Annotated in this window: 10 protein-coding genes and 1 pseudogene; 1 reads left to right on the top strand and 10 read right to left on the bottom strand. The window is 49.1% G+C overall.

Annotated features, from left to right (window positions below):
* Positions 1 to 692: 692 nt before the first annotated feature.
* A pseudogene (locus JOD20_RS18635) lies at positions 693 to 1,597 on the top strand (IS982 family transposase).
* Between the two features lie 173 nt (positions 1,598 to 1,770).
* Here JOD20_RS18635 and JOD20_RS18630 read toward each other — a convergent pair.
* The 10 genes from JOD20_RS18630 to JOD20_RS18585 form a co-directional block, all read right to left on the bottom strand.
* Positions 1,771 to 2,751 carry a terpene synthase family protein gene (locus JOD20_RS18630; protein WP_204756719.1) on the bottom strand — a complete coding sequence of 327 codons (981 nt, stop codon included), beginning with the start codon at positions 2,749 to 2,751 and terminating at the stop codon, positions 1,771 to 1,773.
* Positions 2,752 to 3,089: 338 nt separating this feature from the next.
* Complete coding sequence (locus JOD20_RS18625) at positions 3,090 to 5,132, bottom strand: FAD-dependent oxidoreductase (protein WP_204756718.1); 2,043 nt, start codon at positions 5,130 to 5,132, stop codon at positions 3,090 to 3,092.
* 31 nt (positions 5,133 to 5,163) lie between these two features.
* The gene (locus JOD20_RS18620) at positions 5,164 to 5,730 is read right to left on the bottom strand and encodes a DUF302 domain-containing protein (RefSeq protein ID WP_204756717.1); all 567 of its coding nucleotides are present in this window, start codon (positions 5,728 to 5,730) and stop codon (positions 5,164 to 5,166) included.
* A gap of 97 nt (positions 5,731 to 5,827) precedes the next feature.
* Positions 5,828 to 7,066 (bottom strand): NAD(P)/FAD-dependent oxidoreductase, encoded by a 1,239-nt coding sequence (locus tag JOD20_RS18615; RefSeq protein WP_204756716.1) that lies wholly within the window; start codon positions 7,064 to 7,066, stop codon positions 5,828 to 5,830.
* 39 nt (positions 7,067 to 7,105) lie between these two features.
* The gene (locus tag JOD20_RS18610; protein ID WP_204756715.1) at positions 7,106 to 8,311 is read right to left on the bottom strand and encodes a cytochrome P450; all 1,206 of its coding nucleotides are present in this window, start codon (positions 8,309 to 8,311) and stop codon (positions 7,106 to 7,108) included.
* 12 nt (positions 8,312 to 8,323) lie between these two features.
* Positions 8,324 to 9,259: a DUF1702 family protein gene (locus JOD20_RS18605; RefSeq protein WP_204756714.1), complete on the bottom strand. Its 936-nt coding sequence runs from the start codon at positions 9,257 to 9,259 to the stop codon at positions 8,324 to 8,326.
* Positions 9,256 to 10,248: a DUF1702 family protein gene (locus JOD20_RS18600; protein ID WP_204756713.1), complete on the bottom strand. Its 993-nt coding sequence runs from the start codon at positions 10,246 to 10,248 to the stop codon at positions 9,256 to 9,258. The genes JOD20_RS18605 and JOD20_RS18600 overlap by 4 nt, the downstream gene beginning before the upstream one ends.
* Before the next feature lie 36 nt (positions 10,249 to 10,284).
* Entirely contained in the window at positions 10,285 to 11,586 is a 1,302-nt protein-coding gene (locus tag JOD20_RS18595; protein ID WP_204756712.1) for a cation:proton antiporter, read from the bottom strand.
* Between the two features lie 48 nt (positions 11,587 to 11,634).
* Positions 11,635 to 12,570, bottom strand: a complete 936-nt coding sequence (locus tag JOD20_RS18590; protein ID WP_204756711.1) for a DUF1702 family protein — start codon at positions 12,568 to 12,570, stop codon at positions 11,635 to 11,637.
* Between the two features lie 10 nt (positions 12,571 to 12,580).
* Complete coding sequence (locus JOD20_RS18585) at positions 12,581 to 13,528, bottom strand: DUF1702 family protein (RefSeq protein WP_204756710.1); 948 nt, start codon at positions 13,526 to 13,528, stop codon at positions 12,581 to 12,583.
* Between the last annotated feature and the right edge of the window lie 4 nt (positions 13,529 to 13,532).

The following is a 13,532-nucleotide window of genomic DNA, read 5'->3' as shown; positions in this document are numbered from 1 at the left end:
GCAGAAACATTAATCAAGGCCCGCCAGCCCACGCAGTTGGTACACTTCTGCCAGTCGCTCATGCTGATCATCTCCGGCCCAGCGACCGCGAAAGGTGGACAGCGACTGTCCTGTGCTTGGTGCTGGCTTTAAGGGTCGGGGTGTGAGTGATGCCGCACGGCGAGCTGCCTTCTGATCCAAGACCCGCAGGCGCTGCGGTGATTTTTTTGAACTTTGGGTCATGGGAATCCTCCGTTGGTAGCACGCTGGTCGTAGCGCTATTTTAGCATGACTTTGGTCGATTCAGCTCCGTTATCCTCTCGATTTTTCACAGGAATGATACGGTTTTCTTCTGCCAGAGCAGCCTCACTGGGGATGATGGGTTCTGATACAAACGACAATATCAGTACCCTATGCCCTTTTATTCCAATCGTTTGAGTTGCTCATTGACCCATGCCTCGTCTTCCAGAATCTGCTCTACCAACCATAGATTGTTTTGTAATAAAAGCGTAATAAGTGATAAGCTCAGCCATGTAGAGTGATGGGTTTTACCCAGAAGCCATTCTCTATGGATGATTGGTAAGATTGTTATGAGTGATTCAGAAGTTTGCATAATACGTCTGATGTGAGTTATCACGAACGAATTACTTGACAAAGAACGACGGAAGTCCCACGATGGCAGTGCTTACCCACCACCAGAAGGAGTTCCGTCGATGCCCAGTATAGCATTTTCTGACGTGATGACGATCCTGTATGTGTTGGTTGACGATTGGTATCAAACATCGTCGCATTCCACCACATCACCAGCACCCGGCCCTGCTCCGGCACTGACTCCGAGCGAGGTGCTAACCATTCTGTTAGCGATGGATGTGGTTCCCTTTCCCAGCGAACGGAGCTTCTTAGGCTTTCTGCGAGCGACCCATGGTAATGTATTCCCGACTTACCCCATCAAAGCCAATTTAATCGCCATGCGCGGCGGCTGTGTGGCTTGCGCGAGCCACTCCGGCGGTCGTGGCTCGCGTCATGGGCAACGGTCGCACGCCCACAGGTTATTCTCAATACCAAACCCATTCCCGTCGTCGGCTACCGACGGTCGAAATGCCGCAGTGATTTCGCTGGAAGTGCCAGCTATGGGTATTGTGCAAGCCGCAAACTCCATTATTTTGGCTACAAACTCGTCATGCTGATCACCCTCGACGGGATTCCGGTGGCCTATGACCTCGTGCCAGCGCATACCGATGAGCGCGTCGCCGCAGACGAAATCGTGGATCAGTTAACCAATGCCGATGTGTGGGCGGATAAAGGGTTTCTCGGTGAACAATGGCAACAGGATGTTCGCGCTACAACCGCGAATCGCATCTGGACGGCCAAACGCCACAATCAACCAGCCAATCCGGTTGGGTTTGATCGCCTGCTCGGGTCGATTTGCGAACGCATCGAAGGGACGTTTCATGAACTGCAAAACACGGGACGGAATGTGGAGCATTTGTTGGCGAAAACCGTTGATGGGCTGGTGACCCGGATTGCGAGCAAGGTGACGCATCTCGTCATGAAGGCCGTGTTGTGGGCACGATTTGGGATCGATGTCCTTACTTTCACCGTGATCAACGATGCCTAACTCACATCAGGCGTACAGTACTAGTTGCCTCAGTTATTCAGGAAAACCTTCTTGATTGCGCTTGGTTATGCGCCTATTGCCGTTTTTTGCCATATGGGGACGTGACCCGTGATTGTCACCATTGGCCCCATCGCATGTGAGCTATGCTATGTTGTATAGCATGAAATGGGTCATTATCTTTCGTCATCCGGTAGCAGATTGCGCAGGATCGGAAACGGCGAGTTCGGTGATCTATATCGATTGGTTGCTAATTGCCAATGCCATGCGGCTGCAATCTGCTGGCGAAGGCCATCGACATACCGATTGGCCTGGGCGTGTTGCACACCCGGAAACCAGACGGATGGCTGGGCAATCGTCTCAAACTTGGCAATCCACTGATTAATCATCGTTATGCTCTGATGGACGGCCTGCGCAAACGAGAGCTGCTCAGCATCCATCAAAATACGCACGAGATTAAAACGTGAGTCGAGGTGCAGCACTTCTTTTTCATAGGAAAACAGGTCATTGAGCAGCGCGCCAATGAGGGCCGTGAGTTCCGTCGCACGCTGCATTGCGGGATGGGTATAGATGTCACGCGCGATGGGCTGACCCAAGGCAAATTCAATCAGGATCATGGTCGGATACATGCCTGAATCATGAAGCCGCGTTGCAATATACATGTCCGTGGTTGCGGTCGCCTGCAGAAAGGTTCGGTTGGGAATCTGGGTCGCCTGCAAGTGCGTCATCAAAGACTCGGCAAGCCGCTGGCGGTAGTCACGGGTGCTGAGGTCGCGAAACTGACGATAAGCCTCATACCAGATTGGATAGAGGTGATGGCCATCAGTGGGCAGCATCCCATCGACAAACAACCCCACACAATGGGCATAGGTGGCCGGAGAGGGCAGATGGATGGGCACGCGGTGCTGATTGCGATCATACATATCATCAATATAAAAGAGAATCGCGTTCAGCAGATCAATGGCCTTCAGGCGTTCGAGACTGGCCGTGGGAAAGAGATAGGATGACATGGTGATGTAGTGCTGCATGGCAGGGAGGGCGATCCCATAGGCTTCGCAGATGGCCGTGGTTGCGGCGATTGACTGGGCTTGGAAGGGGTTGATGGCACAGGCACCAATGCCCGTAATATCGGGTAAGGAAAGCAGACGTGTTGGCATGGATACGATTCCAGTGCTGGCTACGATGATCTCCGACCTATTATAGGGGATTTGTACTGATTCGGCGAGTCGCAATCTCATACGTGGTACTGCGGGGTAGTTCATATTATCAAAATAGTACAAACGTCCTTTATGCAATTGCTGCGCATGGGGTTTCCCAGCGAATTGGTAGCCTAGGCATTACGAACAGGCCATCCCTCATGGGATGGCCTATTTTTTTGACTTGCTTTCTAACACCGATCGTAAACAGGTCGGCGGATTGTATAAAGCCTATGGTGTCAACGAGTAGACTAAAGAACCGCTACCCCATGATCAAATCGCTCAACGCAATGCGCGGTTTAGATGATTTGCTTGATTCGTTGCGCAGCTCGATGCGCTAGTGCCATGATTGTTAACATTGGGTTTACGCCGCATGCCGATGGAAAGACACTACTATCACAAATAAATAAGCCTTTCAGATTGTGGGACTGATGATTTTCATCAACGACTGACTGATCTGCATGGGTGCCTAACCGACATGTTCCCATTTGATGGGCCGAAAAAAGCACAATTTGGTTTGACTTCAATCCATTTTGCCACATCAAATCATCAAATTCACGAAGCAAGTGCCCTTGGAGGATCGGATCATTGGCTGGGTACAAATCAGTTGGTTTACTTTGGAGCGAAATCACACGTTCAGCACCAGCCGCAGCATGGATTCGTGCTCCTGCACACAGCCCATGCCAGATATGAGTTCGATCATATGCTGAGACCGTATAATCGATGATAGGTGAACCAAAGCGATCAAGTTGAATGCGCCCTGCACCCTTATCACGGGTAAGAATCATAATCGAAGCAAGATTCGCAATATTAATCATCTCGTCACGATAGCGTTGCGCTGTATGCCAAGGGGTGGCAAGTCCAAAGATACCAGGATGGGCGGGAGCCACTTCTAACTTATAGCCATAATTCCCATCAAGGTGAATAAATTGGTCAGAATACGCCGATTGTAAGACCCCTTTCCAAGCATATACCGACTCACGATACTGACCTACGCTAATTGCACTAGGGTGAAGGTAGAGATGTTGGCCAATGTGACTATTCGTCAACCCTGAGCGAAGCAACAACGCTGGTGATTGTATGGCTCCAGCACAAACCACAACTGTGGTCGCTCGAATGCGGATCGATTCATGTTGCTGCGTTTGTGGATTAAGAACTGTTGCCTGAACGCCTACGACTTTGCCATACTCTGTCAAGATTCGTTCTGCTCGGGTACGCACCATAACCTGGGCACCATGATCATAGGCATCTTGAATAAAGGTTTTCATTGCCGATTGATTACTTCCATAACTGCAACCAAAGGTGCATGGACCGCATCGTTGCTCACAATCAATGGCATTCCGTGGTATTGTCCCCACATGGTAGCCCAGAGCGAGCGCACCATCAAAGAGAATCTGGTTTTGGCGATTATGCTGACTATTTAAGCTATTAACGCGCATGCGTTGTTCGCAAAAGGCATAGCTTGCCTCAAGTTCTGGCCCCGTAAAATAACCAGCGAGACCAGAACTTGTATCCCACTCCGCTAAAATTTCTGGCCGCATTCGAAATGAACTCATCCAATTAACGACCGTGCCACCCCCAAGGGTGCTTCCTGCCATCATAATGACACCTAGGTCTTTGGTGGCCAATGCTCCTTGGTTCAAAAAAAGCTCGGAGAACGCTTGTCCTTCATTTAAGCGAAAGTTTCCTTCATGGTTATAGCCGCCTTGTTCGAGGATGAGTACCCGTTTGCCAGCTTGGGCAAGCTCACTCGCCACAACGCTCCCGCCAGCCCCAGACCCAATGACAATAACGTCGGTTTCTAAATCAACCTGTGTTTGTAGTGTTGCTGGAATAATCGGTGCTTTCTTTGCAGTTGGCCTTGAATCAGCAGGGATATAATCCAAGATCGGCCAATTTGGATTATGGCCCTGCTGGTCAAGGGTTGTAAAATAGATGAGGCCTGCTAAACGCTTTAAGCCCTGAAAACCTTGGCGCAAGAGTTTTAATCGACTATTGGCTAACGCGTCCAAATACCGTTCTCGATCAGCGTGCTCAAGCTCCACAAACGCACGGTGTTTATTGATTAACCAGCGACTTATCACTGGTACGCTAAATAAACTGAGAAACCGTCGAATATCGTGCTGAATGGTTAGGCTCTGTTCTCCGAGCTTAGCAACAATACCTTCAGCAACACGAAGATCACTGGCAGATCGGCGATAGTAAGCCGCGAGTATTTCAGAACTCCCAGCAGGCGGTTCAAGCGATGGCAGCAGGGTATTACAAATCGATGTTAAGATGGTAAACTCCTTGGTCGTGAGCCATGAGTTTCCTTCGATCTGATCATGTGCAGTGATCCCCATCGGGGTTCCTCCGTGTTGCTAAACGCTTGCCCTAGTTAATTCCTGAATCATTCGTAGCAATAATGTCGTTGCCAGTAACAGCTTTGGCCAATTCATCAAGCTTATGATCGACTAATTTGGCAATCTGCGTTAGTTGTTCATTCTGATACTGACTCAACAACGAAGCAGTTCGATCATACGAAACAAAGGCACGCCGATCATAATCTTCATAAACGAGCAATTTCGGGGGAATGTAAAGCCCGGCTTCCGGCACTTCCTCAATCATCATGACCCCAATCATGGGGTTCCCTAAAACATACTGAACAATCCGTTTGGGCTTTCCTGTAAGGGAAAGCAGTAATCCTTGTTCCATTTTGACAAAGGTGGTAAAGCCGCTTTCGCCAATCAATGGTGTGATTTTTTCGCTTACATCCTCCCATGATGCTTTACTTGCTGCTAATTGATGGGGAATAATTTCCCAATTACCATACACGCCAACTCGTGCCTCAAGCGCTGTAATAATTTCTTCAAATGAATATCGCGATGGCACAACAACATGTTCTACTGTAAAGTGCGTAATATGCAACGACCTTAACGACTCCACTTGTTCATTGAACATGGCAGTGACATCCTTTCGCAACAAAAGCAAGCGCTAAAAGAGGCAATACTTGGTAATCAACGGACATACCCATGAGAACACCCCAAATCGACACTATCTAATGGACTGTTACTTCTAAAGTTCCTTGGTTGAGAATTCGCATCAGGTTGTGGGGCGAGAAGAATTCACGAAAGGGAATGGTATTCTGAATAACCCCAAAGAACTGATCAATATCAGCTTGATGGCCGCGTAAGGCAGCCAGCACTTGTTGAAACTCTGATGGAAATGGAGCTAAGGTTGCGCGATCACAAATAAATTCGTATAACGGCATAATCGTTTCATTTCGACGTTGCTCATAGCCAGCCAATGCAGCTTCCATTGATTGGATTCCGGCTAATCCTTGGTCAATCGCTGCTGCTAAAAATTCTGCATCACGAAATGCATCAGTGATACCTTGGGCGGTAATAGGATCTTTGTGAAATCCTGCGTCACCAACCAACGCCCAACCTTGACCATAGGGTTTACGGAAGAAATTTGGTAAATCGCCACTTCCCATATAGCGATGTGCTCGAGTTCCACCTCGCACGCGGGCTGCCAGATCTGGCGCGATCTCATCCAGGGTTTGGACAAAGTTCTGTTCGAGATTCGCGCGGAAGGTATGAAACTCCCCATGGGTCCATTCCACAAAGATTGCCGCTTGTTGATCATTGGTTGGAAAAGCAACGATAGTACGGTTTGGGCGGGTATAGAACTCTAGATCTGTAATCGGTACATTATTCCAATAGGTATAGTAGCCACATGTACCCGAAGGGGCAGTATTATACACTGGGGCCTCAACCGTTTTCGCAACAAGCGAGCGCATTCCATCAGCACCTACAACTAATTGGGCATAGTCGGCAACCATTTCGCCATATTGGTTGCGACCACGAATCCCAATCACCCGATCACCATCGCGTAAAATTTCATGAACGGTAAATCGCTCGCGAACTTCAGCTCCAGCGGCAGCAGCAGCATCAATTAAAATTTTATCAAGCACTGTTCGCTTTGGGGCATAGATCGCCGCAAATCCATCATCGACCGGCGGAGGAAATCCGTTCAGGGTAAATGCTCCATAGTCTTCAAAATTAAGATCAAGCTGAATATTCGTAACAGGGGGACATCCTGAGGCCTCAATCTGTTCTAAAAGTCCCCAACGTTTTAATTGGGCACTTCCTGCAACCGAGATCATATGGGTTGAAACGGTCTCACTCGGGAAGCTGGCTTTATCGACAACTAAAACGCGATGCCCTTTTCGGGCAAGGAGCATAGCCGTTGGCGAACCAGCACAGCGGGCTCCAACAACAATTACGTCATACATAACAATTCTCCTAAACACATTGTTAACAACCTTGATCGATTATGTCCATGCGACATCAAGCTGTTGATAGCCTCGAAATAACAAGGTTGGAATATGGCTCAGCGTTTGATCTGGCACAAGCCGTAACTGTGGTAGTCGCTGACACAGGACATCAAAGGCAATATGGCCTTCTAGACGTGCAAGCGCTGCCCCAACACAATAGTGCGGGCCGTGCCCAAAGGCGAGATGATGATTGCTTGACCGCTTCGGTTCGAAGGTATCAGGATTGGGAAATGCTGCCGCATCACGATTTCCCGACCCATAAATCAGGAGCAATGAAGCGTCATCGGGCAAGGTTATATCACCGATAGTTGCCGTGCGGGTTGTTACTCGGGCAAACATCTGAATGGGGGCATCAAAACGGAGGATTTCTTCAACCGTTGCTGGAATCTGGGCTGGATACAAGCACAGGTTTTGCCAGCGCTCTGGCTGTTCAAGCAGTAACAATAAGCCAGTGCCGATCATATTCGTGGTACTTTCATGCCCCGCTAAAATCAAGCCCTGAATCATGATGACAAGTTCATTTTCGCTAAACGAGGCCTCATCACTATCATGTAACAAGGTACTAATTAAATCATCTTGTGGAGAAACACGACGTTGATTCATTAATTCGGCAATATAATGTTGAAACGCAACAGTACTATGGGCACACGCAACTTGTTCGTTCACTGATAGCTGCATCGACATTAACGTCAACCAATCATGGCTCCACACTCGTGTTTTTTCAATGTCGTGGCTGGGAATGCCTAAAAGCTGAAGCACAACCTCAAGCGAAAAAGGATAGGCAAATTGGCGAATGATATCGGCATGGGTATCGGCAATAAATCCATCAATTAAACGATTGGCAATTGCGCGAATATAGGGTTCCAGTGCCCGAATACGGGCAGGCGCAAACGCGCGCATTAAAGGAACCCGGAACCGTCGATGGTCTTCACCATCGGAGTTCAGTACAATGGGCACAGGCAAAAAGCCTTGAATCAATGCCTCAAGCGTTTGGGGATAAAAGGTTACTGAAGAGCTTAAGGTATTGCGCGAAGAAAATACCTCCGGTTGGAGTAAGACTTGCTGGATATCCGCATAGCGTGTAATCAACCAAACATCAAGCTCAGGACAAAAGGTAATTGGTTGCTCAAGCCGAGCTTGGGCATAAAAAGGATACGGATCTTCGGCCAATGGATTAAAGTGAGTTCCAAGCGTATCAACCATCACACAGCCTTTCTAGCGAACTTCAATGGCTAAACGCGCTTGAGTGCCTTGCCGCCATAGCTCGTATGCCGATTCGACACCCGCCATGGTTAAACCTTCACGTGCCAGATCTGTCATATGTGCAGCCTCGACGCTTGAAATCCCGCAATAAAGTTGGCACGCCATTTCGGTATGTGCAGCGAGATTATCGGCTTGGATTCGGCCCTTTGCTGCAATTGCGGCCCCACGCGCAAGCTGTGGCAAATACAATTTCGCTTTCTCAGTTAATGCCACAAGCTCATCTTTGCTTGCGCCACCAGCGTAGGCCGATGCCAAGCCAACTCCACTCCATAAATCGGCCCGTCGGTCTTCAGCAAACGCACTGATGACCGAATGAACCCGCTCAACTTGAGCGCCATTGGCAAACCAGATGCTGCGCCCAACTCCTTGGTCAAAAATCCGCCGCGCATAGGCTGAAAGTCGTTTTGGCACACCATGGTGATTAACAGTCTGGTGTTGGCGGAAAAAGCCCTCATGGAAACCATAGCCATCAACGATGACCCAACACAACACAGGATCTAATTGTTGCAGATAGCGTTCGGGCTGGCGATGCATCCGGGCCAGCGCCAAGCCAACCCCCACATAAATGGGATAAATATAGGGAGCACCTGGGCCATCAACAAACGCTTTTAATCGTTTTTTCCATGGCGCAATTAGATCCAACGCAGCCAAGCCCATGCCAGCTCCTTCATAGGCAAAACCACGCAATTCCTTGTCAACCCGATCAAGGCGATTCCCCAAGACCTCGATGCGACTATCCTCTAAGCTGGCGTGATAGCCTTCGACTAAAGAATGTGCCACCGGTTGAAAGCGCAGCCATGCTTCTTTGGCAAATCCAGGGCGGCTAAATACCGCCTTTGCCGAAGGAATTCCAAATAATGTTCTGCGAAGTTTTCCAAACATACTCATGCCATAACCTCTCTATAGTGATCGGCCATAACCGTCACCGGTGTCGTTCTAAATGCGGTCATGATCCGTTGTCGCCAGACTTCGTAAGCAGGAAGGTGAATGGTATCTGCAGGAAGTTCTGCTTGCGCAGCCATTGCTAATTGGTTGACATCGGCTAAAGGCCGATTCCAAATGACCCTACAGGCAAGTTCTGTATGCGAGGCCGAAGCCCCCGCATGCTGGCGGAAGGTTGCAGCAATCGCAACTCCAACAGCCATATGCGCACTATTATCACCAGCAATTTCTTGGAGGCTTTCAATAGCAGCCCTATCCACAACGCCAGCAGCATAGGCACAGGCTAAGCCAATCCCCGACCAAAGATCAGGCTGACGGATCGCAGGAAATGTCGCAATTGCAGCACTGATTCGCTCAACATTCGCACCAGTAGCAAACCAGAGGCTTCGGCCAAGTCCTTGATCAAAGGCGCGCGCAGCATAGCCACTCAAACGGTCTGAAATGTATTGCCGTTCGATCGTGCGTTGCGCATTGAAAAATCCTTCATAAAAGCCATAACCATCAATGACAAACCAGCGCAGCAATGGATCAAACTGGTTAATAAATTTCAATGGATGCTTTGGAACACGTGGCAATACCAATCCTGCCCCAATCGCTACAAGACTGCTATAGGCAGCGCCAGGTCCGGCAATAAACCGTTGGAGGCGGTGCTTCCATGGAAACAAACTATCAAGCAGCATCAGCCCCATGCCTGCCCCTTCATAGGCAATTCCACGTAAATCGCTATCAACTGCCTCCAAACGGGCCACAAGTGGGCCAAAGCGACTATCATCAAGCGTAAAATAGAAGGCATCAACTAAAGTTTGGGCCACTGGCTGAAAGGAGCGCCACGTTTGGTCCATATCCGCCTGGTAGCCATAGCGCTCTCCAGCCATTTTCTGGAAAGCGTCCGCCGAAACATTAAAAAAGGGCTTCATCACGATTGACCAACGCATCGACCACTCCTTTTCTTAGGAAAACTTACCGTATACCTAGACTTTGGTTCCTGTGCTGGGGGCGATTCTGCCAAGCGCATTCATCGATTCGCTCGTGGGTTTCTTTGCCTGATGTCGACCATAGACAAACTGGAAGATCGGTGTTGCCATCAAAGTGGTCAGAATTGCCATTAAAACCATTACCGTAAAAAAGGTTGGTTTGATGATGCCGTGTTCGAGGCCTATATTCAGTAGAATCAATTCCATAAGGCCACGTGCATTCATTAATGTACCGATCGCTAACGCTTCGCGCTGCGGTTCACCAACCAACCGAGCAACTGCCCAACAGGCGATGCCTTTGCCTGCAATCGCCGTAGCCAAAACCAGCAATGTTAGTCCCCATAACCACCAACTATCGACCATGGTTATACTGGTGTTGAGCCCTGAGAAGATAAAGAACAGTGGTAACATAAAGTTGGTTACTACAGGTTCGAGCATGTGGCGCAAACGGTCGGCGAATACGCCACGCGGCATCGCCGTTCCAAGGATAAAGCCGCCAAAGATTGCGTAAATCCCAATAATATCGGTGATCCAAGCGCAAATCATCACAAGCAGCAGAATGAACGAAAATACCCCGCTTGAGAGTTCGTTGGATTTTTCAACATGCGTACCTAGTCGCCGCAGCGCTGGTTTGACCATAAAAAAGATCGCCGCAACATAGATCAAGCCACCACCAACTGCCAGGAGAGCAATCGAAGGGTCATTCTTGAACACAGCCAAGACAATCGCAAACAAACACCAAGAAATAGCATCATCGGTTGATCCTGCTGCTAACACCAGGGTTCCGAGTGATGTACCCGTTAATCCGCGTTCAAAGATGATCCGCGCCAGCATTGGAAATGCAGTAATCGAAATTGCCGCCCCAACAAAGAGCATTGCCTGCCATGGTTTGATGGTCGGGTTGAAAAACTCTGGTTGTTGCAGCAATAACAGCGATAAAAGACTTCCCAAAATCAATGGAGTGATAATTCCTGCCAACGAAACTGATAGGGCACTGCCCATCCGCTGACGAATTAGCCCAAGATCAAACTCAACCCCTATCAAAAACATATACAAGACAAGCCCAACTTGGCTGCAAGCATAAAGAATGCTCATAGCTGGCCCCGATGGGAAAATAAATTTTTGGAGATCGGGAAGAATCAAACCAAAAAGCGATGGCCCCATTAATACCCCGGCGATCATCTCACCAACCACCTGAGGTTGACCAAAATACTTCGCAATCAGCCCAACAATGCGACAAACGCCAAGAATAATTGCTAGTTGTAAGAAGAAGTGAATTGCCAGCTCGGAGTGGGACATTATTTCTACCTCCCTAATACAAGAGTGTTATTGGTACGCCAACGACTGTTAAGCTATAACCAAAGGTGCAAAATGCCGCAACAGCCGTTGTTGCCAGCGAGCATAGAGCGGCTCTGGCGAGGTCTGGGGTAAATCAAGAAAAGCTTGATCGACGATTTTCGATGCTTCAATGCTCGCAATCGTACAAAGCTGTTCGCACGCGATTTCCGCATAGGGGGCTGGGCTTGCAGCCCGATGCCGCGCATTGGCTGCGATTGCTGCACCCACCGCCAACCGCACTCGATGTTCCCCAGCCATGGATTGCAATACCTCAATGGCATGAGCGCTTACCCCGCCTGTATAGCCACATGCCAAACCAATACCATTCCAGAGATCTGGTTGGCGAGCAGGCGAAAATTGGCCAATCGTTGCGCCAACATTACGGATATCGCCGCCGCTTAGAAACCAAATTGCGCGGCCAAGGCCTTGATCGAAAATCTGTTGGGCATAGGCCGAAAGGTGCTTGGGAACTATTTGATTGCCAACATAGCGTTTATGCCGGAAAAATCCTTCGTGAAAACCATACCCATCAATTGCCATCCATCCCAAGATGGGGTCTAATCGATTGAGATAGCGTTCAGGTTTACGGCGCAACCGTGCCAAAGCCAAGCCAACCCCAATATGCACCGCATAAACGTAAGCGCCACCCTGCCCTGCAAGAAAGCGAGCGGTGCGATTTTGCCAAGGAAAGATGCAATCAATTGCACCTAAGCCAACCCCAGCTCCCTCATAGGCAAAACCACGAAGTTCTGGTTCAACCGCATTTAATCGTCGGATAGCCTCAGGTTGGCTATATTGCAACGTTAGTTGACAGCCTTTAGTGACCATGGCAATCACCGTTTCTAATCGAACGGCAGCAGCCTGATCGCCTCCATCTTTAACTAAATTGGTATCAGCTTGCGAAACCTGAAAGAATGGTTTGAGGAGCTTACCAATCGAGGCCATCGAGTTCCTCCTAGGGTGTTAATAATTGGCCGGCAAATTCAAACTGTGAGATGATCCGTTGTTGAAGAATCGAAAATGCTGGCTCCGAATCATTGATTGGCAAATCTTGGAAGGCTGTTTCAGTCACATGGGCCGCTTCAGCGCTCGATAGTTCGCACAGAACTTCACACGCAATATCTGAGTGAAGGGCCGGATTCTTGGCGAGTTGTCGTCCTTTGGCAACAACCGCTGCCCCCAAGGCGAGTTGAGGGCTATACATGCCAGCCTGCTCACGCAGGTGCTCGATTGCAGTTCGTTCTGCACCGCCAGCATAGGCACAGGCAACGCCAATTCCACTCCACAAATCAGCATGGCGGGCTTGGTCAAATTGGCCAATTGCAGTGACAACATTCCCAACGTGCGCACCTTTGAGAAACCAAATGCTTCGGCCAAGGCCTTGGTCAAAAATTCGCTGCGCATAGGCCGAAAGATGGCTTGGAAGAGTTTGCTTATCGATATAGCGTCGTCGTCGAAAAAAGCCTTCATGAAAGCCATAACCATCGAGAATTAGCCAGCGTAATACCGGATCAAACTTGGTAAGAAATGGCTCTGGATGACGACGTAAACGGGCCAAGGCTTCGCCAACGCCAATATGCACCATGTAAATATGGTCACCACCATGCCCGTTCAAGAACTCCTTAACGCGTTGTTTCCAGGGCAAGAAACAATCTAAACCCGTTAAACCCATGGCAGCGCCTTCTGTTGCAAACCCACGCAATTCTGGCTCGATAGTATTAAGGCGTTGGGTTAATGTCTCTAGGCTGCTATCTTCTAAAGTCATGTGATACCCAGCAATCGCTGATAACACCGACCGTTCGAGTTGTTGCCAAGCAGGCGTATCTCCTTGACTAAATGCAAGGGCTTTTTTCTCAGGAACGCCCATTAATGATTTGCGCAGTTGCTTGAATGAGAAGACCACACTA

Source organism: Herpetosiphon giganteus (assembly GCF_016907925.1).
GTDB classification, from domain to species: Bacteria; Chloroflexota; Chloroflexia; order Chloroflexales; family Herpetosiphonaceae; genus Herpetosiphon; species Herpetosiphon giganteus.
This window is presented reverse-complemented; position numbering and strand designations above follow the sequence as displayed.

Bases quoted from the DNA above. Each gene is read 5' to 3' on its own strand.
- JOD20_RS18630 (WP_204756719.1), bottom strand. From the start codon at position 2,751: ATGCCAACACGTCTGCTTTCCTTACCCGATATTACGGGCATTGGTGCC.
- JOD20_RS18625 (WP_204756718.1), bottom strand. From the start codon at position 5,132: ATGGGGATCACTGCACATGATCAGATCGAAGGAAACTCATGGCTCACG.
- JOD20_RS18620 (WP_204756717.1), bottom strand. From the start codon at position 5,730: ATGTTCAATGAACAAGTGGAGTCGTTAAGGTCGTTGCATATTACGCAC.
- JOD20_RS18615 (WP_204756716.1), bottom strand. From the start codon at position 7,066: ATGTATGACGTAATTGTTGTTGGAGCCCGCTGTGCTGGTTCGCCAACG.
- JOD20_RS18610 (WP_204756715.1), bottom strand. From the start codon at position 8,311: ATGGTTGATACGCTTGGAACTCACTTTAATCCATTGGCCGAAGATCCG.
- JOD20_RS18605 (WP_204756714.1), bottom strand. From the start codon at position 9,259: ATGAGTATGTTTGGAAAACTTCGCAGAACATTATTTGGAATTCCTTCG.
- JOD20_RS18600 (WP_204756713.1), bottom strand. From the start codon at position 10,248: ATGCGTTGGTCAATCGTGATGAAGCCCTTTTTTAATGTTTCGGCGGAC.
- JOD20_RS18595 (WP_204756712.1), bottom strand. From the start codon at position 11,586: ATGTCCCACTCCGAGCTGGCAATTCACTTCTTCTTACAACTAGCAATT.
- JOD20_RS18590 (WP_204756711.1), bottom strand. From the start codon at position 12,570: ATGGCCTCGATTGGTAAGCTCCTCAAACCATTCTTTCAGGTTTCGCAA.